Genomic DNA, 22,838 nt, shown 5'->3' with positions numbered 1-22,838 from the left:
CGGCTGCAGGGCGTTGTCCCATCTATACCTAGATGTCGAGACGCATTGCCAGCGATGAGCGGGTTGGTATCATGAGATCAAGAGTGAGGATTGAACCGTCTTGCGCATCCTTGGATGATTTTTGGACGATCTTCAGACCGCGAGGTTCCGCTGCCAGGCGGCCGGCGTGGTGCCGACGACCTGGCGGAACACCCGCGTGAGGTGGGCCTGGTCGGCGAACCCGGCCGCCGCCGCGGCGTCGGCCAGGGTGACGTCCGGACGGTGCAGCAGCGCCTTCACCCGGTCGACCCGCGCCCGCATCTGCCACTTGTGCGGCGGCATGCCGGTCGACGCCTTGAAGGCCGAGCAGAAGTAGGACTGCGACAGGCCCGTCAGCTCGGCCAGCTCCTGCAGGCGGATGTTGCGCACGCAGTTGTCCTCGATGAAGTCGATGGCGCGCCGGAGCTGGCGCGGCGGCAGCTGCCCGCGCCGGCGGTCGGCCTTGCGCGACACCCGCAGCAGCGACACCAGCAGGGCGGTGACCAGGCCGTCGCCGTACAGGTCGTGCAGGCCGGAGGGCGCCGTGCACTCCGCGGCGATCAGGCGGGCGAGGCCGAGGAGGGCGTCGTCGGCGAACTTGAGGCGCGGCGTCTCCACCGCCTCGCTGTCGACCTGGTCGCCGAACCGCCGGGCGAGCGCGTCCATGTCGAGGTGGAGGTCGAGGTGGCGCAGGCGGCGGATGCGGGCGAGCCGCGACCACACCCGCACGCCGGCGGGAACGTAGCACAGGGGATGGCGGGCGATGGGACGCCCGGACCCCGCCGGCGCGCGCGTCGTCGTCAGGTCGACGTCGCCGTCTCCGTCGTGCTCCAGGACCACCACCAGCCGGGGGTAGGGGGCGACGTACTCGCCGCGCGCCTCGTCGGAGCAGGCGACGTGCCAGACGTCGGCGATGACCCCGTCCCAGGTCCGCCATTTCAGCTCATCGAGGACGGTGATCCCTTCGATCCGGCTCTGCATCTGGGGCTGGAACGTCATGGGGCGGGCTCTCTCGTCGCGGCGTCCGCGCCTGTCGCGCAGGGGGCGCGGCTGCGGGCGGCACCGATGCGTTATAGAGCCGTTCTTAAATGCGAACAAGTGTCATTCGCAATCACCGGCGGGCCGTTGCTCATGGCGGACGGCCACATCGGCTGCCCGTGCCGGGCGCCGGCCCGCGGGCGGCCCGGCGGGGCCGTTCAGGCGGGGCCGCTCAGGCGCTGCGGGCGCGGCGGGGTTCCGGCTTCTCGGCGGCGGGGCGGCGCTCGCTGCCGACGATGGCGCGCATCCCGTCGAGGAAGGCGCGGCCCTTGTCGGTCAGGCTGACGATCTTGCGGCGGCGCTCGCGCGGGTCCTCCTGCGACTGCACGAGGTCGAGGCCGGCCTTGCCGAAGGAATGCCAGCGGCTCAGCGCCGCGACGTTGCGCGAGGCCGAGGACTGGGCGATGCCCAGACGTTCCGCGAGTTCGCCCACGGAGATGCCCTCGTTCTGCGCGATGGTGAGGAAGGACAGCGCGTACTGGATCGGCAGGTCGGGGTCGAGCGTGCGGAACGCCTCGAGGACGCGGACGATGGTCGTCACCGCGTCAGGGCGGGCGCGGGTCGCCATCAGCGGCTCCCGCGGCGCGGCGCGGGCACGCCGTGATCGGCGGCGGCGGCACCCAGCGGGCCGGCGTGTAGATGATGTTCAGGCGTCCGAGCCATACCACGTATTCCCCGTTTTCCCGCCGCAGGTCGAAGCGACCGGCCGGTGTTGCCCAACGGGCGTGCTCAACGAAGACTCGATGACCGCAAAAACCCAGAAAGACGCTCATTGTATCCCCTCGCTATCCGAAAGTCGCTGGACGGTCCCGCCGCGTGCCGATGCCGACCTCGCGGCTGATCGTTGCAAGCTCGCCACTCGGGAACTCGGTGATTGGGAACTCGGAGGGTGAGGGGAATGGTTTTCATGACGCTCTCCTGGTGGAAGGGTCGGTTGCGGGAGGTTCAGGTATCGCCGTTCAGCGCCATTCGTGCAAGACGCCGAATGTCCGAGAGTGGCAAGAGTTGCGTGTCCGGATGGATTCGGCGGTTTCCCGGCCGGTGCCGTCCCGGCCGGCCTGGGCCAGCGGATCGACGGTGTCGACGCCGATGTCGCGGCGCAGATGATCGCACAGGTGGTCGACGCCGTGCAGGCTGCGCGCGTGCAGCCATCGCCGCCACGCGGTCTGCCAGAGGCTTTCCATGGGGGTCTCCATAGATGCAGGTGGGCAAACGATCCTACATCGGATAAATTTCGTCAACCGCCCGTTGGTGGGGGGCGGCCGGCCGCCCGCCGCGAAGGCGGACGCCGCCTGTGGCCGGTTGGTCACGCCGGCCGCGCCCCTGTCGCCCGGCGCTGGACTTCGCCGCCCGATCCGCGTCAAACAGGACGGGTCCCCTCCGCATCCGCCCGGTCCGGCCGTGCCACCGTCCCGTTCCCTCGCCCTCCCGGCGGCCGCCCTGCTGGCCGCCCTGACCGCCGCGCCGGCGGCGCCCGGCGCCGCGCCGCGGCTGCTGCCCGCGGCGTGCTGGTTCAGCGTGCCGGAGGGCGAGCGGGCCGACTGCGCCACCCTGGAGGTGCCGGAGCACCGCGACCGGGCCGGCGCCCGCACCCTGCGGCTTCCCGTCGCCATCCTGCGCAGCCCCGCCGCGTCGCCCGCCGCCGATCCCCTGCTGTTCGTGGAGGGCGGCCCGGGGGCCGCGGTGTTCGGCACCGGCACCGGCGTGGAGGAGCGGATGGAGGCGTGGTGGGAGACCTCGGCGGCCTTCCGCCGCCAGCGCGACGTCGTCCTGTTCGACGCGCGCGGCACCGGCCGGGCCGAGCCCGACACCGACTGTCCGGAACTGGACGCCCTGGCGGCGGCGCCGGCGTCCCGGCCGGTGGCGGCGGAGCGGCGGGACGCCCTGGAGGCCGTCGCCCTGCGGGCCTGCGCCGAGCGTCTGCGGGCGTCCGGGGTCGACCTCACGGCCTTCTCCACGGCGGCGCTTGCCGACGACCTCGTCGACCTCGCCACCGCCCTGGGGGCGGAGCGCGTCAACCTGCTGGCCGTGTCGTACGGCACGCGGGTGGCCCTGGAGGCGCTGCGGCGCCATGGCGGCCGGGTGCGGGCGGCGGTTCTCGACGGCGTCTACCCGCCCGGCATCGCCGCCCTGGAGGAGCAGCCGGCGGTCGCCGCGGCCACCTTCGCCCGGCTGTTCGAGGACTGCGCGGCGAGCCGCCGCTGCCGCACCGCCTTCCCCGACCTGGAACGGCGTGTCGCCCGGCTGGTCGCCCGACTCGACCTGGCGCCGGCCGACGTCGAGGTCGGCGGCGCCGACGCGTCGGGCGCGCCGCGCGTGGTGCGCCTCGACGGGGCGGCGGCCCTGGCGGCGGCCCTGGAGGCGATGGCCGAGAGCGATCCGCTGCCGCTGCTGCCGGCCATGCTCGGGCGCGCCGCGCGCGGCCGGCTCGACGAGCTGGCGCTGTTCGCCCCGGGCCCCTGGCTGGGCGATCCCGAGACGGCCGACGGCATGGCGTTCGCCATCGAGTGCCGCGAGACCGTCAACCCCGCCGACCCGGTCCGGGTCGCCGCGGCGTGGCGCCGCGCGCTGCCCTTCGGGGCGGCGGCCGATCCGGCGCCGCTGCGCCGGGTCTGCGCCGACTGGCCGGCCGGCGTGCAGGAGCCCGGCGAGCGGCTGGCGGTGGCGAGCGCCGTGCCGGTGCTGCTGCTGTCCGGCGCCTACGATCCCTTCACGCCGCCGTCCTGGGGCGCGCGCGCCGCCGCCACCCTGCCGCGCAGCCGCCATCTGGTGTTCCGCGCCGCCGGCCACATCGTCACGGCGAGCGACGCGTGCGCCCTGGAGCGGGCGGTGGCCTTCGTGGAGACGCCGGATCCGGCCCGCGTCCGGCCCTGCCCCGGTGCCGCAGCGGCGCCGCGGTTCGTCGCGGAGTGATCGTCACGGCCGGGGGACGGGCGCGACCACCCCCTACAGGATGAACTTCGACAGGTCCGCGTTCTTGGCGAGGCTGCCGACCCGCTCGGTGACGTAGGCGGCGTCGATGGTCACGCTGTCGCCGGCGCGGTCGCCGGCGGTGAAACTGATCTCCTCGAGAAGGCGCTCCATCACCGTGTGCAGGCGCCGGGCGCCGATGTTCTCCACCGTCGTGTTGATCTCGGCGGCCAGGCGGGCCAGCTCGTCGATGGCGTCCTCGGTGAACTCCAGCGTCAGCTCCTCGGTCGCCATCAGCGCCTTGTACTGCTTGATCAGGCTGGCTTCCGGCTCGGTCAGGATGCGCTTGAAGTCGTCGCGCGACAGCGGCTTCAGCTCGACGCGGATGGGCAGGCGCCCCTGCAGCTCGGGCAGCAGGTCGGACGGCTTGGCCAGGTGGAAGGCGCCCGAGGCGATGAACAGGACGTGGTCGGTCTTGACCGGCCCGTGCTTGGTGTTGACGGTGGTCCCCTCGATCAGCGGCAGCAGGTCGCGCTGCACCCCCTCGCGGCTGACGTCGGCGCCGCCACGGGCGTCGGAGCGGGCGGAGATCTTGTCGATCTCGTCGAGGAAGACGATGCCGTTCTGCTCGACCGAGCGGATCGCCTCGGCCACCACCTTCTCCTGGTCGAGCAGCTTGTCGGACTCCTCGGCCACCAGCACCGCGTAGCTCTCGGCCACCGTCATGCGGCGCGGCTTGGTGCGGCCGCCGAACGCCTTGCCGAAGATGTCGTTGAGGTTGAGCATGCCCATCTGCGCCCCCGGCATGCCCGGCACGTCGAAGGTGGGCAGCATGCCGCCCATGGTGGTGTCGGCCACCTGGATCTCGATCTCCTTGTCGTTCAGCGTGCCCTCGCGCAGCATCTTGCGGAACTTCTGCCGCGTCTCGGCGCTGGCGTTCTCGCCGCACAGCGTGTCGATCACCCGCTCTTCGGCGCGCACCTCGGCCTTGGCGACGACCTCCTTGCGCAACCGCTCGCGGGTCATCGCGATGGCGATCTCGACGAGGTCGCGGACGATCTGCTCGACGTCGCGGCCGACGTAGCCGACCTCGGTGAACTTGGTCGCCTCGACCTTGAGGAACGGCGCCTGGGCCAGCTTGGCCAGGCGCCGGGCGATCTCGGTCTTGCCGACGCCGGTCGGGCCGATCATCAGGATGTTCTTCGGCAGCACCTCCTCGCGCAGGCCCTCGGCGAGCTGCTGGCGGCGCCAGCGGTTGCGCAGGGCGATGGCGACGGCGCGCTTGGCGTCGTGCTGGCCGACGATGTAGCGGTCGAGCTCGGAGACGATCTCGCGGGGGCTGAAGGCGGTCATCACATGGATTCCACGACGACGTTTTCGTTGGTGTAGACGCAGATGCCGGCGGCGATCCGCATCGCCTTGCGGGCGATCGCCTCGGCGTCCAGGCCGTCGACGTCGACCAGCGCGCGCGCCGCCGACAGCGCGTAGGCGCCGCCCGAGCCGATGCCGATCAGCCCGTCCTCGGGCTCCAGCACGTCGCCGTTGCCGGTCAGCACCAGCGAGACGTCGCGGTCGGCCACCGCCATCATCGCCTCCAGCCGGCGCAGGTAGCGGTCGGTGCGCCAGTCCTTGGCCATCTCGACGCAGGCGCGGGTGAGCTGGCCCGGATGCTGCTCCAGCTTGGCCTCCAGGCGCTCGAAGAGGGTGAAGGCGTCGGCCGTGGCGCCGGCGAAGCCGGCCATCACCGCCCCGCCGGCCAGCCGGCGCACCTTGCGGGCGTTGTGCTTGATGACCGTCTGGCCGAGCGAGACCTGGCCGTCGCCGGCGATCACCACCCGGCCGTCCTTGCGGACCGACAGGATGGTGGTGCCGTGCCACTGGATGGGATCGTGGGAAGTCATGGAATCCGGGCACCGGGAATGGAAAGGGCCATCCGCGCATCGACCGTGATGCCGGACGGTTGGCTGTGCATGTGGGGCAATCCTCCCGGCCGGTCAAGGCCGCCTAAGGTCGCCCGCGCAGGGTCGCGCCGAGCGCCGCCAGGGCGTCGCCGGCCGGGACGAAGGCCGGCAGCGCGTCGTCGCCGGGCATGGCCGGGGCCTCCGGCAGGGCGAGTCCCACGAGGTTGCCGGCATCGTCGAGCAGCGGGTCGCCCGGCCGCGGCGGCGGCCCGTCGAGGTCGGCCAGCAGCACCGTGCCGCCCCACCGGGCGTCCGTGTGGCGGCCGCCGACGATGCCCGCCGCGGTGCGGCCGCGGCCGTCCAGCAGCCGGTGCACGGGCTCGCTGACGGCCACGCCGCCGCTGCGCAGCGGCAGCGCCGTCAGCCGCGCCGGCACCCGCACCAGGACGAGGCCGGTGCGGGCGTCGCGGCCGGCGACCGCGCCGTCGAGGGCCACGCCCTCGGCCGGCCGCACGGTCACCGTGTCGCCGCCCCCCGCCGCCGCGGCCGGCGCCAGCAGGACCGCGCCGCCTTCGGCCTCGCCGACCACCAGCCCGCGGCCGGTGCCGACCGCCACCAGGGCGGCGGCGATGCGGCCGCGCGCCGCCTCCACCGTGCCGCCCAGCGGCGGCGGCGTGTCGACGCCCAGCGCCGCGGCGGCCGGCGGGCCGGCGGGCTGCAGCGCCGCCGGGACAAGGGACGGCGGCGGTCCACCGCCCTTCGCCACGGCGGCGCGGAATCCGTCGTCGGCCGCCAGCCCTTCGACCGCGGCGGCGAACGCCTCCTCGATCAGCAGCACGTCGCCTTCGGGCACCCCGCCGTCGACGGCGGCGCTGCCGGTGGTGGTCACCCGGTGCAGCAGGCGCGCCGCCTCGGCGTCGTAGAGCGCCCAGTCGACCTTGACCGAGCCGGCCCCGCTGATGCCGAGGTCGGCGCCGGTGATCCAGTCCTCGCGCCGGCACAGCTCGAGGCGGACGTCGCGCAGTTCCGCCGCCACGCTGTAGCGGGCGCGCCGGCGCTGCTCCTTGATCTCGTAGAAGCGGTCGCCGCCGCCGGCGACGTCGTAGCCGGCGGCGCCCATGACCTCGGCGAAGCGCTCCTCCCAGCTCGTCCCCTCGCGCAGGTGGCGGCCGCTGGTCCAGAAGGTCCGGCCGAACGGCGCGGCGCAGTCGATCCCCCAGACGTAGCGGCCGATCTCGGTGCCGCGGCGCATGGAGCCCAGCCCCAGGCCGCCGAACCGCAGCGGCTCCGTCGCCCCCGGCGCCACCATCGGCGGCACCGCGCGGGGCGGCGGCGGCTCCCCGCTCGACCAGGCGGCGCAGGCGGGGAGCAGAAGGGCCAGGATCGGGAGCGGTGTGCGCATAAGGCGATATGCACGTCATGGCTGCAATGAAGCATAGCGTGGAGCGTTCCCGCGTGCAAATCCGCTCTTTCCGCCGCCCCGCCCGCGGCGGCACGTCCCCGGCGGACCCGGGCGGGGCCGCGCGAGGGGGTGAAAACGCAGGCCCGCGGGCGCTGGCGCACGCCGTGCGTTGGTGCTAAACCATCGGCCATGGACACCTCCCCACCGAGCGGCGCGCGGCGCGCCACCATCGAGCGGAACACCACCGAGACCCGCATCCGGGTGGCGGTGAACCTGGACGGCAGCGGCGTCTACGACGTGCGCACCGGCATCGGCTTCCTCGACCACATGCTGGAGCAGCTCTCGCGCCACAGCCTGATGGACCTGACCGTGGTGGCCGAGGGGGACCTGCACATCGACTACCACCACACCACCGAGGACACCGGCATCGCCATCGGCCAGGCGGTGACCAGGGCGCTGGGCGACCGCAAGGGCATCGGCCGCTACGGCCACGCCTACGTGCCGATGGACGAGACCCTGACGCGGGTGGCGCTGGACTTCTCCAACCGCCCCTATCTCGTGTGGAAGGTGGCCTTCAGCCGCGACAAGATCGGCGACATGGACACCGAGCTGTTCCGCGAATGGTTCCAGGCCTTCGCCGGGTCGGCCGGGCTGACCCTGCACGTCGAGACCCTCTACGGCGAGAACAACCACCACATCGTCGAGAGCTGCTACAAGGCGCTGGCCCGCGCCCTGCGGTCCGCGGTCGAGATCGACCGCCGCAAGGCCGACGCCGTGCCGTCCACCAAGGGCACGCTCGGCGGCTCGCTCTAACCCACAGGTTTCCTGATCCCATGGCGACGGTCGCCCTCATCGACTACGGCTCCGGCAACCTGCGCTCCGCCGCCAAGGCGGTCGAGCGCGCGGCCGCCGAGGCCGGCCTTCCCTGCAACGTCCTGGTCACCGCCGACGCCGACGCGGTGCGGCGCGCCGACCGCATCGTCCTGCCCGGCGTCGGCGCCTTCGCCGACTGCAAGCGCGGGCTCGACGCCGTCCCCGGCATGCGCGACGCGCTGGAGGAGGCGGTGATCCGCGGCGGTCGCCCGTTCCTCGGCATCTGCGTCGGCATGCAGCTGATGGCGGCGCGCGGGCTGGAGCACGGCGTGCACGAGGGGTTGGGCTGGATCGACGGCGAGGTGGTGCCGTTGGAGCCCGCCGACCCCGCCCTCAAGATCCCCCACATGGGCTGGAACGACCTGGTGCTGCTGCGCGACCACCCGGTGCTGCGCAACCTGCCGGCCGACGCCCACGGCTACTTCGTCCACTCCTACCGGTTCCGCTGCGCCGATCCGGCGACCGAGCTGGCGCGGGTCGACTATGGCGGGCCGGTGACCGCGGTGATCGGCCGCGCCAACCTGGTGGGCACCCAGTTCCACCCGGAGAAGAGCCAGGCCGCCGGCCTGACCCTGATCGCCAACTTCCTGACCTGGACTCCCTGAGCGATGTCGGGCCTGACCCCCATCGCCACGGTCGAGCGGGTGGAGGAGCGTCTGCGCGCCGCCGACCTGCACGACCTGTGCGACGCCGCCGACGAGGCGATCCGCGGCGGCGGCGGCTTCGGCTGGGTCGAGCCGCCGCCGCGCGACGTCATGGAACGCTACTGGCGGGGCGTGCTGGTGGTGCCGGAGCGCATCCTCTTCGTCGGCCGCCTCGACGGGGTGATCGCCGGCTCGGCCCAGCTCGTCCGCCCGCCCCGCAACAACGAGGCGCAGGCCCACGCCTGCTCCCTCACCACCGCCTTCGTCGCCCCCTGGGCGCGCGGCCACGGGCTGGCGCGCAAGCTGACCCTGGTGGTGGAGCGCACCGCCCGCGAGTTGGGATTCCGCATCCTGAACCTGGACGTGCGGGCCAGCCAGGAGGCGGCCATCGTGATGTACGAACACCTGGGCTTCACCCACTGGGGCACCCACCCCTACTATGCCCTGGTCGACGGCCGGCCGGTGCCCGGCCACTTCTACTACAAAGACCTCACCTCGAACCCGCAACTGGACGATACGCCGCAATGATCCTCTACCCCGCCATCGATCTCAAGGACGGTGCCTGCGTCCGGCTGGTGCGCGGCGAGATGAACCACGCGACCGTCTTCAACACCGACCCGGCCGACCAGGCCGCCGCCTTCAAGGCGCAGGGCTTCGCGTGGCTGCATCTCGTCGATCTCAACGGCGCCTTCGCCGGCCGGCCGGTGAACGCCGAGGCGGTCGAGCGCATCCTGGCGGCGGTCGGCGACCTGCCGGTGCAGCTCGGCGGCGGCATCCGCGACCTGAAGACCATCGAGATGTGGCTGGCCAAGGGGGTGCGCCGCGTCATCCTCGGCACCGTCGCCCTGCGCAACCCCGAGCTGGTGAGGGAGGCCTGCCGCCAGTTCCCCGGCCGGGTCGCCGTCGGCATCGACGCGCGGGAAGGCTACGTCGCCGTCGCCGGCTGGGCCGAGACCTCGGAGATCAAGGCGCTGGACCTGGCGCTGAGGTTCGAGGACAGCGGCGTCGCCGCCATCATCTACACCGACATCAACCGCGACGGCGCCATGGGCGGCGTCAACGTCGAGGCCACCGCCGACCTCGCCTTCCACCTGACCACCCCGGTCATCGCCTCGGGCGGCGTCTCCTCCATCGAGGACCTGCAGGCGCTGAAGCGGGAGGAGGAGGCCGGCATCGAGGGCGTGATCTGCGGGCGCGCCCTCTACGACGGGCGGATCGACCCCGGGGCCGCGCTGGCGCTGCTGTCCGACGGGGTGCGCGAGGATTCCCGGCCATGATGAAGATGCGCGTCATCCCCTGCCTGGACGTCAAGGACGGCCGGGTCGTCAAGGGGGTGAACTTCGTCGACCTGATCGACGCCGGCGACCCCGTCGAGCAGGCGCGGGTCTACGACCGCGAGGGCGCCGACGAGCTGACCTTCCTCGACATCACCGCCAGCCACGAGAACCGCGACACCATCTTCGACGTGGTGCGCCGCACCGCCGAGCAGGTGTTCATGCCGCTGACCGTCGGCGGCGGCGTGCGCACGGTCGAGGACATCCGCAAGCTGCTGCTGGCCGGCGCCGACAAGGTGTCCATCAACACCGCCGCCGTCCACCGCCCGGAGTTCGTGCGCGAGGGCGCGGAGAAGTTCGGCAGCCAGTGCATCGTCGTCGCCATCGACGCCAAGCGCACGGGGCCGGAGCGGTGGGAGGTGTTCACCCACGGCGGCCGCAAGGAGACCGGGCTGGACGCGGTGGAGTGGGCGCGGCGCATGGCCGCCTACGGCGCCGGCGAGATCCTGCTGACCTCGATGGACCGCGACGGCACCAAGAGCGGCTTCGACCTGGCGCTGACCCGCGCGGTGGCCGACGCGGTGCGGGTGCCGGTCATCGCGTCGGGCGGCGTCGGCACGCTCGACCATCTGGTCGAGGGCATCCGCGACGGCCACGCCACCGCGGTGCTGGCCGCCTCGATCTTCCATTTCGGCACCTACACCGTGGGCGAGGCCAAGGCGGCGCTGGCCCGCGCCGGCATCCCGGTGCGCGCCCATGGCTGAGCGCCCGACCGCCGAGATCCTCGACCGCCTCCACCGCACCGTCGCGTCGCGCAAGGGGGCCGATCCGTCGACCTCCTACACCGCCAAGCTCTACGCCCGCGGCACCGCCAAGATCGCCCAGAAGCTGGGCGAGGAGGCGGTGGAGACGGTGATCGAGGCGATGCGCGGCGACCGCGCCAAGATCGCCGCGGAATCCGCCGACCTGCTCTACCACCTGATGGTGCTGTGGGCCGACGCCGGGGTGGAGCCGGCGGAGGTGTGGACGCTCCTGCAGGCGCGCGAGGGCACCAGCGGCATCGACGAGAAGACGGCACGCAAGACGGAGGGGTGAGTCCGACCATGTACGACCGCAACAACGTGTTCGCCCGCATCCTGCGCGGCGAGATCCCGTGCCGGAAGGTCTACGAGAGCGACACCGCGCTGGCCTTCCACGACATCGACCCCAAGGCGCCGACCCACGTGCTGGTGATCCCCAAGGGCGAGTACGTCGGCATGGACGACTTCACCGCCAAGGCCTCGGAGGCCGAGATCGCCGGCCTGTTCCGCGCCGTCGGCGAGGTCGCCCGCCAGGTCGGCGCGGTCGAGCCGGGCTACCGCATCCTCGCCAACTGCGGCCGCGACGCCCACCAGGAGGTGCCGCACCTGCACATCCACATCTTCGCCGGCCGCGACCTCGGCGGCATGATCGGCCCCGCCAAGGGGTGACGGCGCGACCCCCCTAGGTCACCACCCGCCAGACCTTGCGTTCGGCGCGGTCGACGTCGATGCGGCGGTAGGCGGCCTGGACGAAGCCGAACAGGCCGAACGCCACCAGCCCGGCGGCGACGACCAGGAGCAGCGACGGGCCGTAGGGCTGATCCTGCAGGGTGCGCAGCGCCTGGCGCAGGCCGCCGGATTCCGAGGCGTCGGCCTGCCACGCGGCGGTCAGGAAGAACAGGCCGACGAGCGTGAAGACCACGCCCCGTGCGGCGTAGCCGGCGCGGCCCAGCGGCTCGACGATGCGCCGGGCGTGGCCCGACACGGTCAGGTGGCGGCAGAAGCCGGCGGTCCAGGCCCTGGCGAAATGGGCGAAGGCGGCCGCGATCACGGCGACGCCGACGGCGGCGACGAGCCAGCGCCCGAGCGGCCACGCCATCAGCCACGCCGTCCAGTCCCGCGCCGAGGAATCGCCGTTGCCGACGTGCCCGGTCGCCAGCAGGCCGACCGCGGCGGCGGCCAAGCTGAGGTGGAGCAGCCCCGACGCGACGTGCGCCGCCCGCGTCGCCAGCGCCTTGGGCTCGCGGCCGCGGCCGTCGACGTCGAGCGCCGCCTCGGCGATCCGCCACAGCGCGTAGGCCGCCAGCCCGAGGGCGACGACGCCCAGCAGCACCGCGCCCATCGGCTGGGTCAGCAGCTTGACCAAAGCCCCCTTGGTGTCGGTCGGGCTGCCGCGCCCTTCGGCCGCCAGCACGGCGAACCAGCCGACCACCAGATAGACCAGTCCGCGCGCCGCGTAGCCCAGCCGGGCCAAGCCCTCGACGCCGCGGAACCGCGCAAGCCCTTGCATGGCACCGCCCCCCTTCCGGTGCCGCTTACAACCCCGGCGGCGGCGCGGCGGTTCCGTCCGGGCGCCTCAGAGCCCGAGCACGTCGCGCATGGAGTAGAGGCCCGACGGCTTGGCGTTGGCCCACAGCGCGGCGCGCACCGCGCCCTTGGCGAAGACCTGGCGGCTCGACGCCTTGTGGGTCAGCTCGATGCGCTCGCCCTCGGCGGCGAAGACCACGCTGTGGTCGCCCACCACGTCGCCGCCGCGCAGGGTGGCGAAGCCGATGGCGCCCGGCGTGCGCGGGCCGGTGTGGCCGTCGCGCACCTTCTGCCAGACCTCGTCCAGCGCCACGCCGCGGCCGGCGGCGGCGGCGCGGCCGAGGCCGAGCGCCGTGCCCGACGGGGCGTCGACCTTGTGGCGGTGGTGCATCTCGACGATCTCGATGTCGTAGTCCTCGGCCAGCACGCCGGCCACCCGCTCGACCAGCGCGAACAGCAGGTTGACGCCGACCGACATGTTGGGGGCCTGGACGATCGGCGTGTGGGTCGCCGCCCTGGCCAGCGACTCCTGCTGCGCCGGGTTGAGGCCGGTGGTGCCGACCACCAGAACGGTCTGGCTCTGCGCCGCCAGCGCGGCGTGGCGCTCGGTGGCCTCCGGCGTGGTGAAGTCGATGACGGCGTCGGCCTCGGCGAACAGCGGCACCGCGTCGTCGACCGCCGCCACCCCCGCCGGCTCCAGCCCGGCGATGACGGCGACGTCGCGGCCGACCAGGGGGCCGCCGACCCGCTCCGTGCCGCCGGCCAGCGTGCAGCCCGGCGTGGCGAGGATCTCGCGCACCAGCATCTGCCCCATCCGACCACCGCACCCGACCACGCCGATCTTCATGTCCGCCTCCCGCCCGCAGGACCAACCAACGTCCGGCCTGTAGCACACATGGACGGGGCCCGGCCAGCGGTTGCGCGGCCCAGCGGCGGCCCAGCGGCGGCTCAGCGGCGGCCGGCGCGGCGGCGGCGGCCGCCGGCCCGTGCGGCGGCCCGCGCGGCGGCGTCGAGCACCCCCAGCAGGGCGTCCAGGGCGCCGTCGTCGAGGGCGTGGATGCCTTCGGCCAGCCGGTTGGCGACCTCGGTGGCCTTCGGGCTCAGCCCGGCGGTGTCGACGGTGACGCGGGGGTGCGAGAGCGCCGCGAGGCGCTCCAGCTCCTCCGCCTCGTCCCAGATGATGCCGAAATAGGCGCAGACCTGGCGGACGAGCTGGGCCGAGGGCTGGCCGCGCTTGCCGTGCTCCAGCGCCGACAGGTAGGCCGAGGAGATGTGCAGGTCGGCCGCCATCTGCTTCAGCGTCACGCCCTTGGCGGCGCGCAAGGTGCGGACCCTCTCGCCGAACGGGGTCATGGCGCCGACCGGCGGCGGCTGAGGACCGGACCCGCTCCCGGAGGGGCCATCGTGGTCCCACATCCGGCGGGATGGACCGGCCGGCGGTCTCCAAAAGCCCCTCTCCCCTTGCGGGAGAGGGGTCTGGGGTGAGGGGACCGTCGCGCGTCAGCGCAAAGGAAACCTGTTGCCCGGCAAGGGGGGGGCTGCCATCCGGCGGTTAGGCATCTGTAAGCCGCCGTTGACCGCGCCTGCGGCGCCGCCCCCTCACCCCAACCCCTCTCCCGCACGGGGAGAGGGGCTTTTTTCTTCGTCCGATGGGTGGATTGAGGGGGACTCGTCAAAAGCGTCCGGGCGTCGCGGGAGTCCTCTCCCCAGCGGGCGGAGGCGCGCCTGGGACGCGGGCGGCGGGGCGGAGCGGGGGCGGGCGACGGCACGGTCCTCAGCGGTCCCGGCGCCGCTTGATCAGCACGTACAGCGCGCCCTCGCCGCCGTGCATGGGTTGGGCCGGCTGCACCGCCAGGATCATCGGCCGCAGCGGCGGATCGGCCAGCCAGCGCGGCACGGCGCGGCGCAGCACGCCGCCCTCCGGGCTGAAGCTGCCCTTGCCGGTGATCACCAGCACGCAGCGCCGGCCCTCGTGCCAGCAGCGGTGGACGAAGGCGGCCAAGGCCCCGTGCGCCTGCGCCTGGGTCATGCCGTGCAGGTCGATGCGCCCGTCGATCTCCATGCGGCCGCGGCGCAGCCGGTCGGCGGAGCGGCGGTCCATGTCGACGTGCTCGCCCGGGCGCAGCGGCGGCAGCGCCGGCTTGCCCCGCCGGGCCGGTGCCGGCGCCGTCGGCGCCGCGGCGGGCGCCGCCTCCGGCGGCGGGGCGGGCGCCGGCGGCGCCGAGGTCATCTCCTCGGCCAGGGTGCGGCCGGGCAGGGGCTGGGCATCGCGCATGACAAGGCGCCACAGCCGGCGTTCCTCCTCGCTGAGCGTCCGCTTGCGCGCCATCGTCCCGCCGCCCCTCAGCCGGCCGGCCCGCCATCCCCGACGAGGAGGATGTGCAGCCGCCGCGGCCCGTGGGCGCCGAGCTGGATGGTCTGTTCGATGTCGCCGGTGCGCGACGGGCCGGTGACCAGGTTCACGGCGCGCGGCGGCCCTTCGGGGAAACGTTCCCGCAACGAATCCCAGGCGTCCTCGTAGGTGGCGAGGATGCGCCGGCGCTCCAGGACGACGATGTGGGTGTCGGGCAGGAAGTTCAGGGTGGTGGGATGTTCCGGTCCCGAAACGAAGAGGAGGGTGCCCGTCTCGGCGATCCCCGCCGCCGCCCCGGTCAGCGACACGGCGTCGCCGCCGCGGGCGGGACCGCGGCTCACCGTCAGGGTCGGCCGCGCCGACCAGGGCACCGCGTCGAGGAGCGGGTCGGGGGCGACGCGCAGCTCGGCCGGCAGGTTGTGGGCGGCGAGGTGGTCGGCCACCGCCCCGGCGACGGCGGCGAGGTCGGGCAGCCGCTCCAGGGTCGCCGAGGCCTCGGTCGCCATCTGCACGAACAGGGCGACCCGCTCGGCCTCGGCGATGCGGGCGCGGGCGGGGACGAGGTTGCGAGGGTGGCGGGCGAGGCGCGCGGCGACGGTGCCGGCGCGTTCGCCGTCGGCCTCCGGCCGGCCGAGCGAGCGGCGGATGCCGTCGAGGATCTGGCGGCGGGCCTCGCTCATCGCCGGCCTCCCCGGCGTCCGGTCCGCAGCTCCCGGGCCCACAATTCCTGGAAGGTGCGCCCCTCCGGCGGCGGCAGGTCGCGGTGGCGGGTCCAGCCGCCGGCCAGCGGCAGGGCGGCGGCACGGCCCTTGCCCCGGGTGACCGCCTTCAGCAGGCGCACCGCCGTGCGCGCGGCGGCGTGGTAGAGGGCGGGGCGCTTGGCGAACCACGCCCACAGGCCGAGGCCGCGGCGCATGGCGGCCGGCTGCAGGCCGCGCGCCACCTCCTGCTCGCGCCAATGGCGCATCATCTTGGGCAGCGGGATGCGCATCGGGCAGACCGCCTCGCAGCGGCCACAGAAGGTCGAGGCGTTGGGCAGGTGCCCGGCCTCCTCCAGCCCGATCAGCGCCGGGTCGAGCACGGCGCCGAGCGGCCCCGGGTAGACCCAGCCGTAGGCGTGCCCGCCGACCACGCCGTAGACCGGGCAGTGGTTCATGCAGGCGCCGCAGCGGATGCAGCGCAGCACCTCCTGGAACTCCGTGCCGAGCAGGGCGGAGCGGCCGTTGTCGAGCAGCACCACGTGGAAGGCCTGCGGCCCGTCGAGATCGCCGGGCCGCCGGCCGCCGGCGGAGAAGGTGGTGTAGGCCGAGAACTCCTGGCCCGTCGCCGAGCGCGCCAGCAGGCGCAGCACGGTGGCGGCGTCCTCCAGGGTCGGCACCACCTTCTCGATGGAGGCGAGCACGATGTGCGTCTGCGGCAGGGTCTGCGTCAGGTCGCCGTTGCCCTCGTTGGTGACGATGACGGTCTGGCCGGTCTCGGCGATCAGCAGGTTGGCGCCGGTGATGCCGACGTCGGCCTCCAGGAAGCGGCGGCGCAGCATCGCCCGCGCCTCGGCCAGCAGCTCCCGCGGCTCGGCCAGCGGGCGGTCGGCGGGCAGCTCGGCGTGGGCGGCGCGGAAGGCGTCGGCGACCTGCTCCTTGGAGACGTGGAAGGCCGGGGCGATGATGTGGCTGGGCGGCTCCTTGCGGAGCTGGACGATGTACTCGCCGAGGTCGGTCTCGATGGGGACGAGGCCGTTGGCCTCGAGGTGGTCGTTGATCGCGATCTCCTCGGCGATCATCGACTTGCCCTTGGTGACCGTCTTCGCCCCGGCCTCGCGGCACAGGCTGAGGACGGTGTCGCGGGCCTCCGCCGCGGTGCGGCACCAGTGGACGGTGCCGCCCTGGGCGGCCACCGCCTGCTCGAAGCGTTCGAGGTAGAGGTCGAGGTGGGCGAGCGTGTGGTCCTTGATCGCCTTGCCCTGGTCGCGCAGGGTCTCGAACTCGGGCAGGCGCTCGGCCGCCATGGCGCGGCGCACCTGGAAGCCGCCGGCCGACTTGCCCAGCATGTACTGCAGGCGCTCGTCGGCCAGCGCGGCGCGGGCGTTCTCGGGGAAGCGGCGGGATGTCGGCTGCATGGGCGTCCCCCCTTCAGCCCTTGGCGCCGATCGGCGGCACCGTGCCGGCCAGCCCCGACAGCACCTCGGCGACGTGGCGGGCGGCGACGGGGGAGCCGTCGCGCGACAGCTTGCCGGCGATGTTGAGCAGGCAGCCCATGTCGCCGGCCAGCACCGTCGCGGCGCCGGTGGCGGCGACCGCCGCCGCCTTGTCGGCGACCATGCGGCCGGAGACGTCGGGATACTTGACGCAGAAGGTGCCGCCGAAGCCGCAGCACACCTCGGTCCCCGCCATCTCCCGCAGCTCCAGTCCCGCGACCGAGCGCAGCAGCCGGCGCGGCTGCTCGCGGATCCCCAGCTCGCGCAGGCCGGAGCAGGAGTCGTGGTAGGTCACGGCGCCGGCGTGGCGCGCCGCCACCGCCGACAGCCCCAGCACGTCGGTGAGGAACGACACCAGCTCGTGGGTGCGCGCCGCCAGATGGCGGGCCCGCGGCGCCCAGGCGGGATCGTCGGCCAGCAGCTCGGGGTAGTGGACGCGGATCGTCCCGGCGCAGGAGCCCGACGGCACCACCACGTGGTCGAACCCCTCGAACAGCGCGATGGTGCGGCGCGCCAGCGCCTGCGCGTCGGCCCGCCGGCCGGCGTTGTAGGCGGGCTGGCCGCAGCAGGTCTGCCCGGCCGGCACCTCCACCGTGCAGCCCGCCTCCTCCAGCAGCTTGACCGCGGCGAAGCCGACGGTCGGCCGGTAGAGGTCGACGAGGCAGGTGACGAACAGCCCGACGCGGCGTCCCGTCGGCGGCGACGGCTGGGGATCGGGGGTGGGCGCGGGATCGGGCATGGAGACGGTCGGTTCCGGAAACGAACAGGGCGGAGCGCTGGACAATACGTGGTGGCCGCGCCGTCAGCAAGGAAGGTGCCGCCTCCGAGGAAACAGCCTACGATCGGCGCCGTTGGTCCCGTTCCGCCGCTTTGCCAGAAGCCGACCCCATGAGAATGCCGCCGCGCCGGGAGTGGATTCGTGCCCAGGGCTGGGATCCCCGCGATCCCGACGCCATCGTCGCCTACGTCCTCGCCAAATCGGAAACCGAAGAGGACAAGAAGGCGGTGGAGATCGAGGCCCACATCGTCGCGGCGCTGCTGGGTGCCGAACCATGGCCCGAGTGACGGTCGTACTCGCCGACACCGGGCCGCTGTTCACCTTGGCGCTGGGCCAGGCGTTGGACCTGCTGGGTCGTCTTTCCGTCCCGGTGGTGTTGACCGACGAGGTCGTCTACGAGGCGACCTGGAACCCGAAGAGCGAGGCCGGACGGATCATCCGTGCCTGGATCGACGGCAAGCCTTCCTATCTTGAGATCGTCGAGACCGAGGTGGGGCGCATGGCGGCGGCGCTGCGGCGCTCCGGAATGAATGCCCCGTCCGACCTCGGCGAGGAGCCGGTGCTCAACGCCATCAAGCTGGGGCGGGTGGGTGACGGCCCCATATGATCCTGTTCGAGGAATCTCGCCTCGCCGATCCACAGTTCTACGGACCCCGTCCGGTGCACTCCGTGTCGACCCGGGCGTTCCTCACTGGTCTCGAACGGACCGGCGCGTTGCCAGCGGGTGCTGCGGAGAGCATCTGGCGCAACGTCCGCGCGGCCCGGCGCAATCCAAATCCGGCCATCATCGACATTCCGTCGGAGACCGACGGTGTGGAGACGTCGTGGCTGCCGGATCCCGAACCGGGCGTCTGACCATCCCTCATCCCGCCCGCACCGGCACCAGCGCGCTGGCCAGGAACAGGGCCGCCGCCGTCACCACGACGCTGGGGCCGCCGGGCAGGTCCCAGGCCAGCGACGCCAGCATGCCGCCGACCACCGCCGCCATGCCGATCAGCGAGGCCAGGACCGCCATCCGCTCCGGCGTGCGGGCGAAGCGGCGGGCGGCGGCGGCGGGGATGATCAGCAGCGAGGTGATCAGCAGGATGCCGACGATCTTCATGGCGACCGCGATCACCACCGCGATCAGCAGCATGAAGGCGAGGCGCAGGGCCACCACCGGCATGCCCTCCACGCGCGCCAGGTCCTCGTCGACGGTGACCGCCAGCAGGCGGTTCCACAGCGCCGCCACGCCGGCCAGCGCCAGCCCGCCGCCGACGTAGACCCGCACGATGTCGGCCGTGGTCACCGCCAGGATGTCGCCGAAGAGATAGCCGACGAGGTCGACCCGCAGGGTCTCCAGGAAGGCGATGGCGACCAGCCCCAGGGACAGCGAGGAATGGGAGAGGATGCCGAGCAGCGTGTCCGAGGCCAGCGCCCGGCGCTGCTGCAGCGCCACCAGCAGGAGCGAGAGCACGACGCACACCGCCACCACGCCGAGGGTGGGCTCGACGTCCAGCAGGAATCCCAGGGCCACCCCCAGCAGCGCCGAGTGGGCGAGCGTGTCGCCGAAATAGGCCATGCGGCGCCACACCACGAAGGAGCCGAGCGGCCCCGCCACCGCGGCGATGCCGCAGCCCGCCACCAGCGCCCGGATCATGAAGTCGTCCATCGCCCGGCCTCCGTCAGTGGTCGCAGCAGTCGTGGCCGGGGCCGGGGCCGGGGCCGGGGCCGGGGACGACGCGGCCGTCGCCGGTGTGGGCGTGGTCGTGGTGGTGCACGTAGACCGCCAGCGCGTCGGCGTGGCGGCCGAACAGGGCGTGGTATTCCGGGTGGCGGCGCACGTCCTCCGGCCGGCCGGAGCAGCAGACGTGCCGGTTGAGGCACAGCACCCGGTCGGTGCGCGCCATCACCGTGTGCAGGTCGTGGCTGACCAGCAGCACGCCGCAGGCGCGCTCCTTGCGCACCGCGTCGATGCGGGCGAACAGCTCGGCCTGGCCGTGCACGTCGACCCCCTGGTCCGGCTCGTCCAGCACCAGGAGGTCGGGCTCGGCCAGCAGGGCGCGGGCCAGCAGAACCCGCTGCATCTCTCCCCCCGACACCGACTGCACCGGGGAGTCCGCGAGGTGCGCCACCCCCGCCGCCGCCATCGCCGCCGCCAGGCGCGGCTGCCGCACCCGCCGCCACAGGCCGAGGAAGCGGCGCACCGTCAGCGGCAAGGTCGCGTCGACGGCGATGCGCTGGGGCATGTAGCCGACCCGCAGACCCGGCCGCCGCACCACCGTGCCGGCGCCCGGCGCGACCAGCCCCAGCACGGCGCGCACCAGGGTCGTCTTGCCGGCGCCGTTGGGGCCGATCAGGGTGACGATCTCGTCACGGCCGACCGTGAGGTCGACGCCGTCGAGCACGGTCCGGCCGCCGAGGGCGACGGTCAGGCCGCGCACCTCCACCAGCGGGCTGGCGGGCGGGAGAGGATCGCCGGGGGGCGGGGAGGGGCTTGACATGTTATGTTATAACGTCACAATCTGCGGCGCGCGTTCTCCTATGCGCCCAAACGCCGCGGCTGTCCAGCGCCGCGCCGCGGGCGCCCACCGAAAAGGACCTGCCATGCGCCCGCTGCCAGCCCTCCTCGCCGTTCCCCTGGTCGCCGGCGTGCTCGCCGGCGCCGCCGCGCCGGCCGCCGCGGCGCCGGCCGTGGTCGCCTCGGTGAAGCCGCTGCACTCCCTGGTCGCCGCCGTGATGAAGGGCGTGGGCGAGCCGGGCCTGATCGTGCACGGCGGCGCCTCGCCCCACACCTACGCGCTGCGGCCCTCGGACGCCCGCGCCCTGCAGGGCGCCGACGTGGTGTTCTGGATCGGCGAGGGGCTGGAGGGCTTCCTGGAGAAGCCCCTCGACAGCATCGCCGGCACGGCGCGGATCGTCGAGCTGATGGAGGCCCCCGGCCTGACCCTGCTGGAGGCGCGCGGGGGCGGCGCCTGGGAAGCCCACAGCCACGGCGGCGAGCACGCCGACCACGGCGACGGGCACGACCACGAGGAGCACGCCCATGAGGATCATGACGACGAGGATCATGACCACGGGGATCATGACCACGGGGATCATGACCACGGGGAGCACGGCCACGAAGGGCACGAGCACGTGAACGCCCATCTCTGGCTGGACCCGCGCAACGCCAAGGCCATCGTCGCCACGGTCGCCGACACGCTGGCCGCCGCCGACCCGGCCAACGCCGCGGCCTACCGCGCCAACGCCGCCGCCGCCGCGGCCCGGCTCGACGCGCTCGACGGCGAGCTGGCGGCGACCCTGGCGCCGGTGAAGGACAAGCCCTTCGTCGTCTTCCACGACGCCTATCCCTATCTGGAGGCGCGCTACGGCCTGAACGCCGTCGGCGCCATCACGGTCAGCCCGGAGCAGCGCCCCTCGGCCCGGCGCCTGTCGGAGATCCGCGCCAAGATCGCCGGGCTGGACGCCGTCTGCGTCTTCGCCGAACCGCAGTTCGAGCCGAAGCTGGTCGGCACCATCGTCGAGGGGACCGGGGCGCGCACCGGCGTGCTCGATCCGGTCGGCGCCGACCTGCCCGACGGGCCGGACCTCTATCCGGCGCTGATGCGGGGCCTCGCCGCGTCGCTGGCGGGCTGCCTGAAGGGCTAAGCGGGACTTCGCTTCAGCGCCGTGACATGGCCCGTCCGGCGATCACCACGGCCTGGGTGCGGCTGTAGACCTTGAGCTTCTGAAGGACGGCGGAGACGTGGGCTTTCACCGTGGTTTCGGTGATGCTCAGCTCGAAGGCGATCTCCTTGTTGAGCTTGCCGGTGCCGAGCAACTCCAGGACGCGCTGCTGCTGGGCGGTGAGCGTGGCGATGCGGCGCGCGATCTCCGCCGCCTCCTTCTCCTCCGCCTCGTCCTCGGCGGATGCCTCCTCAGCGGCGGCGGGGACGTAGACGTTGCCCAGCAGCACCTCGCGGAGCGCGCCGGCGATGGCGTCGCGCGGGGTGGATTTGGGGATGAAGCCGGTGGCGCCGGACTGGATCGCCTCCCGCACCAGCCGCGGCTCGTCGTGGGCCGAGACGACCACCACCGGGGTGGCCGGAAAGCGCCGGCGCAGCATGCGCAGCCCGGACAGCCCGTCCATGCCGGGCATGTTGAGGTCGAGCAGGACGAGGTCCAGGTCGCCGCGCTCCTCCAGCGCGCTGACGACGCCGTCCAACGCGTCCGCCTCCAGCACGTCGGTGACCTGGCAGGAGTAGAACACGGCACTGCGCAGGGCGTCGCGCACCATCGGGTGGTCGTCGGCGATCAGGATGCGTGTCATGGCGTGTTGTCCACGCTTGTCTTGATGAGCGTTCCCTCGGGCACGATCATGACAGACCCGGCGAGGAGGCGCCAAGAGAATTGCTGGCGGCGCCAACGGTAATCCTTTGGCGGGACGTTCGGGGTCTGCGGCGGGCCACCGGCTTCCCTATGCCGGCTTCCCTCCCCGGCTTCCCTGTGAATTCCCCGTCGTTTCCGTCACCAGTCGAACGGGCATCCGCGGCACCCTTCCATGAAGGCGCTCTGGAAGATCGCGAACCGGATCTTCGCCCCCTCCATCCGGGCGTTCATCATGTTCGCGTCGTAGAGCTTGGCTTCCTGAAGATTGCTGTTGGTCAGGTTGGCGCCGACGAGACGGATGCCGTTCGCGCGGATCATCTCGAGGTTGGCGGATTCCAGATCGGCGCCTTCGAAATCCGCCTTGGCGGCGCGGGCGAATTCGAGGTCGGCGCCGATCATCCGGGCGCCGCGGAACGACGCGCCCTGCAGGAAGGCGAGCCGCAGGTCGGCGGCGGTCAGGTTGGCGCCGGCCAGCTCCGCCCCGGTCAGGTTGGCGTGCCGCAGGTCGGCGCGGGACAGGTTGGCACCCCGCAGGTCCGCACCGCGGAGGTCGAGGTTGCGCAGGTCGCGGTGCCGCAGATCGGCGCCGGGGCACGATGTCTGCGGGACGAGGAGGCAGCCGCCGGCCTCCTGGCGCGGCGGCTCGTCGTCGGCCTCCTCGGCCCGTGCCGGGATGGCGAGGGCGAGCAGCAGAGCCAGCGCCGCCGGCATCAGAAGACGGTCCTGCAAGGTCGCGATCATGGTCATGCCCGTTCAGGGGTGGGGCGCACAGGGGG

The 22,838-nt window shown here is 73.4% G+C and carries 30 protein-coding genes; 12 read left to right on the top strand and 18 right to left on the bottom strand.

Annotated elements, in window-relative coordinates; translation table 11 throughout:
• Window positions 1-132: 132 nt before the first annotated feature.
• The 4 genes from ACSBPG_RS01220 to ACSBPG_RS01205 all read right to left on the bottom strand — a co-directional run bounded on the left by ACSBPG_RS01220 (window position 133) and on the right by ACSBPG_RS01205 (window position 2,240).
• Window positions 133-1,017, bottom strand: coding sequence for a helix-turn-helix domain-containing protein (locus ACSBPG_RS01220; RefSeq protein ID WP_435535265.1), 885 nt, complete (start codon window positions 1,015-1,017; stop codon window positions 133-135).
• Between the two features lie 211 nt (window positions 1,018-1,228).
• The gene (locus tag ACSBPG_RS01215; protein WP_435535264.1) at window positions 1,229-1,624 is read right to left on the bottom strand and encodes a MarR family transcriptional regulator; all 396 of its coding nucleotides are present in this window, start codon (window positions 1,622-1,624) and stop codon (window positions 1,229-1,231) included.
• Window positions 1,602-1,829 (bottom strand): hypothetical protein, encoded by a 228-nt coding sequence (locus ACSBPG_RS01210; protein WP_435535263.1) that lies wholly within the window; start codon window positions 1,827-1,829, stop codon window positions 1,602-1,604. Before ACSBPG_RS01210 ends, ACSBPG_RS01215 begins: the two co-directional genes overlap by 23 nt.
• Window positions 1,830-2,015: 186 nt before the next feature.
• A complete protein-coding gene (locus ACSBPG_RS01205; protein ID WP_435535262.1) occupies window positions 2,016-2,240 on the bottom strand; it encodes a hypothetical protein in 225 nt (74 codons plus the stop codon).
• 217 nt (window positions 2,241-2,457) lie between these two features.
• Between ACSBPG_RS01205 and ACSBPG_RS01200 the strand changes: the two genes are divergently transcribed.
• Window positions 2,458-3,969 (top strand): alpha/beta hydrolase, encoded by a 1,512-nt coding sequence (locus ACSBPG_RS01200; protein ID WP_435535261.1) that lies wholly within the window; start codon window positions 2,458-2,460, stop codon window positions 3,967-3,969.
• A gap of 33 nt (window positions 3,970-4,002) precedes the next feature.
• Here ACSBPG_RS01200 and hslU read toward each other — a convergent pair whose 3' ends face one another.
• The 3 genes from hslU to ACSBPG_RS01185 all read right to left on the bottom strand — a co-directional run bounded on the left by hslU (window position 4,003) and on the right by ACSBPG_RS01185 (window position 7,269).
• Window positions 4,003-5,319 carry an ATP-dependent protease ATPase subunit HslU gene (hslU, locus tag ACSBPG_RS01195; protein ID WP_435535260.1) on the bottom strand — a complete coding sequence of 439 codons (1,317 nt, stop codon included), beginning with the start codon at window positions 5,317-5,319 and terminating at the stop codon, window positions 4,003-4,005.
• On the bottom strand, window positions 5,319-5,867 hold the full coding sequence (hslV, locus tag ACSBPG_RS01190) for an ATP-dependent protease subunit HslV (protein ID WP_435535259.1): 549 nt from the start codon (window positions 5,865-5,867) through the stop codon (window positions 5,319-5,321). The genes hslU and hslV overlap by 1 nt, the downstream gene beginning before the upstream one ends.
• Window positions 5,868-5,970: 103 nt before the next feature.
• Window positions 5,971-7,269 (bottom strand): serine protease, encoded by a 1,299-nt coding sequence (locus tag ACSBPG_RS01185; protein WP_435535258.1) that lies wholly within the window; start codon window positions 7,267-7,269, stop codon window positions 5,971-5,973.
• 189 nt (window positions 7,270-7,458) lie between these two features.
• Between ACSBPG_RS01185 and hisB the strand changes: the two genes are divergently transcribed.
• Genes hisB through ACSBPG_RS01150 form a run of 7 tightly spaced genes read left to right on the top strand, consistent with a single transcriptional unit; the run spans window position 7,459 to window position 11,529 of the window.
• Complete coding sequence (gene hisB / locus ACSBPG_RS01180) at window positions 7,459-8,082, top strand: imidazoleglycerol-phosphate dehydratase HisB (protein WP_435535257.1); 624 nt, start codon at window positions 7,459-7,461, stop codon at window positions 8,080-8,082.
• Between the two features lie 20 nt (window positions 8,083-8,102).
• On the top strand, window positions 8,103-8,747 hold the full coding sequence (hisH, locus tag ACSBPG_RS01175; protein ID WP_435535256.1) for an imidazole glycerol phosphate synthase subunit HisH: 645 nt from the start codon (window positions 8,103-8,105) through the stop codon (window positions 8,745-8,747).
• Window positions 8,748-8,750: 3 nt separating this feature from the next.
• A complete protein-coding gene (locus tag ACSBPG_RS01170; RefSeq protein WP_435535255.1) occupies window positions 8,751-9,314 on the top strand; it encodes an N-acetyltransferase family protein in 564 nt (187 codons plus the stop codon).
• Complete coding sequence (hisA, locus tag ACSBPG_RS01165; RefSeq protein ID WP_435535254.1) at window positions 9,311-10,063, top strand: 1-(5-phosphoribosyl)-5-[(5-phosphoribosylamino)methylideneamino]imidazole-4-carboxamide isomerase; 753 nt, start codon at window positions 9,311-9,313, stop codon at window positions 10,061-10,063. Before ACSBPG_RS01170 ends, hisA begins: the two co-directional genes overlap by 4 nt.
• Window positions 10,060-10,824 (top strand): imidazole glycerol phosphate synthase subunit HisF, encoded by a 765-nt coding sequence (hisF, locus tag ACSBPG_RS01160; protein ID WP_435535253.1) that lies wholly within the window; start codon window positions 10,060-10,062, stop codon window positions 10,822-10,824. The genes hisA and hisF overlap by 4 nt, the downstream gene beginning before the upstream one ends.
• Entirely contained in the window at window positions 10,817-11,155 is a 339-nt protein-coding gene (locus tag ACSBPG_RS01155; RefSeq protein WP_435535252.1) for a phosphoribosyl-ATP diphosphatase, read from the top strand. Before hisF ends, ACSBPG_RS01155 begins: the two co-directional genes overlap by 8 nt.
• An 8-nt stretch (window positions 11,156-11,163) precedes the next feature.
• Window positions 11,164-11,529: a histidine triad nucleotide-binding protein gene (locus tag ACSBPG_RS01150; protein WP_435535251.1), complete on the top strand. Its 366-nt coding sequence runs from the start codon at window positions 11,164-11,166 to the stop codon at window positions 11,527-11,529.
• Between the two features lie 13 nt (window positions 11,530-11,542).
• Here the strand turns inward: ACSBPG_RS01150 and ACSBPG_RS01145 are convergent, their stop codons facing one another.
• The 7 genes from ACSBPG_RS01145 to ACSBPG_RS01115 form a co-directional block, all read right to left on the bottom strand.
• Entirely contained in the window at window positions 11,543-12,370 is an 828-nt protein-coding gene (locus tag ACSBPG_RS01145; protein ID WP_435535250.1) for a DUF1206 domain-containing protein, read from the bottom strand.
• 66 nt (window positions 12,371-12,436) lie between these two features.
• Entirely contained in the window at window positions 12,437-13,234 is a 798-nt protein-coding gene (dapB, locus tag ACSBPG_RS01140) for a 4-hydroxy-tetrahydrodipicolinate reductase (RefSeq protein WP_435535249.1), read from the bottom strand.
• A 101-nt stretch (window positions 13,235-13,335) separates the two neighbouring features.
• Window positions 13,336-13,740: a helix-turn-helix domain-containing protein gene (locus tag ACSBPG_RS01135; RefSeq protein WP_435535248.1), complete on the bottom strand. Its 405-nt coding sequence runs from the start codon at window positions 13,738-13,740 to the stop codon at window positions 13,336-13,338.
• A 421-nt stretch (window positions 13,741-14,161) separates the two neighbouring features.
• Window positions 14,162-14,716: a Smr/MutS family protein gene (locus tag ACSBPG_RS01130; protein ID WP_435535247.1), complete on the bottom strand. Its 555-nt coding sequence runs from the start codon at window positions 14,714-14,716 to the stop codon at window positions 14,162-14,164.
• Window positions 14,717-14,730: 14 nt separating this feature from the next.
• Window positions 14,731-15,420, bottom strand: a complete 690-nt coding sequence (locus ACSBPG_RS01125) for a LutC/YkgG family protein (protein ID WP_435535246.1) — start codon at window positions 15,418-15,420, stop codon at window positions 14,731-14,733.
• Entirely contained in the window at window positions 15,417-16,856 is a 1,440-nt protein-coding gene (locus ACSBPG_RS01120) for a LutB/LldF family L-lactate oxidation iron-sulfur protein (protein ID WP_435535245.1), read from the bottom strand. The genes ACSBPG_RS01125 and ACSBPG_RS01120 overlap by 4 nt, the downstream gene beginning before the upstream one ends.
• A 13-nt stretch (window positions 16,857-16,869) precedes the next feature.
• On the bottom strand, window positions 16,870-17,673 hold the full coding sequence (locus tag ACSBPG_RS01115; protein WP_435535244.1) for a (Fe-S)-binding protein: 804 nt from the start codon (window positions 17,671-17,673) through the stop codon (window positions 16,870-16,872).
• A gap of 149 nt (window positions 17,674-17,822) precedes the next feature.
• Here ACSBPG_RS01115 and ACSBPG_RS01110 point away from each other — a divergent pair, with 149 nt between their 5' ends.
• Genes ACSBPG_RS01110 through ACSBPG_RS01100 form a run of 3 tightly spaced genes read left to right on the top strand, consistent with a single transcriptional unit; the run spans window position 17,823 to window position 18,567 of the window.
• Window positions 17,823-17,999, top strand: coding sequence for a hypothetical protein (locus ACSBPG_RS01110; protein ID WP_435535243.1), 177 nt, complete (start codon window positions 17,823-17,825; stop codon window positions 17,997-17,999).
• Entirely contained in the window at window positions 17,987-18,319 is a 333-nt protein-coding gene (locus ACSBPG_RS01105; RefSeq protein ID WP_435535242.1) for a hypothetical protein, read from the top strand. Before ACSBPG_RS01110 ends, ACSBPG_RS01105 begins: the two co-directional genes overlap by 13 nt.
• Window positions 18,316-18,567, top strand: a complete 252-nt coding sequence (locus tag ACSBPG_RS01100) for a hypothetical protein (RefSeq protein WP_435535241.1) — start codon at window positions 18,316-18,318, stop codon at window positions 18,565-18,567. The genes ACSBPG_RS01105 and ACSBPG_RS01100 overlap by 4 nt, the downstream gene beginning before the upstream one ends.
• A gap of 7 nt (window positions 18,568-18,574) precedes the next feature.
• On the opposite strand, the gene znuB is transcribed toward ACSBPG_RS01100, so the two are convergent.
• Window positions 18,575-19,363, bottom strand: a complete 789-nt coding sequence (gene znuB, locus ACSBPG_RS01095) for a zinc ABC transporter permease subunit ZnuB (protein ID WP_435535240.1) — start codon at window positions 19,361-19,363, stop codon at window positions 18,575-18,577.
• Between the two features lie 13 nt (window positions 19,364-19,376).
• The gene (gene znuC / locus ACSBPG_RS01090; protein WP_435535239.1) at window positions 19,377-20,195 is read right to left on the bottom strand and encodes a zinc ABC transporter ATP-binding protein ZnuC; all 819 of its coding nucleotides are present in this window, start codon (window positions 20,193-20,195) and stop codon (window positions 19,377-19,379) included.
• Between the two features lie 103 nt (window positions 20,196-20,298).
• Between znuC and znuA the strand changes: the two genes are divergently transcribed.
• A complete protein-coding gene (gene znuA / locus ACSBPG_RS01085; RefSeq protein WP_435535238.1) occupies window positions 20,299-21,342 on the top strand; it encodes a zinc ABC transporter substrate-binding protein ZnuA in 1,044 nt (347 codons plus the stop codon).
• A gap of 13 nt (window positions 21,343-21,355) precedes the next feature.
• Here znuA and ACSBPG_RS01080 read toward each other — a convergent pair whose 3' ends face one another.
• A complete protein-coding gene (locus ACSBPG_RS01080) occupies window positions 21,356-22,003 on the bottom strand; it encodes a response regulator (protein WP_435535237.1) in 648 nt (215 codons plus the stop codon).
• 197 nt (window positions 22,004-22,200) lie between these two features.
• Window positions 22,201-22,809, bottom strand: coding sequence for a pentapeptide repeat-containing protein (locus ACSBPG_RS01075; RefSeq protein WP_435535236.1), 609 nt, complete (start codon window positions 22,807-22,809; stop codon window positions 22,201-22,203).
• Window positions 22,810-22,838: the final 29 nt, after the last annotated feature.

The organism is Azospirillum sp. ST 5-10 (assembly GCF_051225715.1).
Classification (GTDB): Bacteria; Pseudomonadota; Alphaproteobacteria; order Azospirillales; family Azospirillaceae; genus Azospirillum.
The sequence above is the reverse complement of the archived record's forward strand: the minus strand, read 5'-3'. Positions and strand labels throughout refer to the sequence as shown.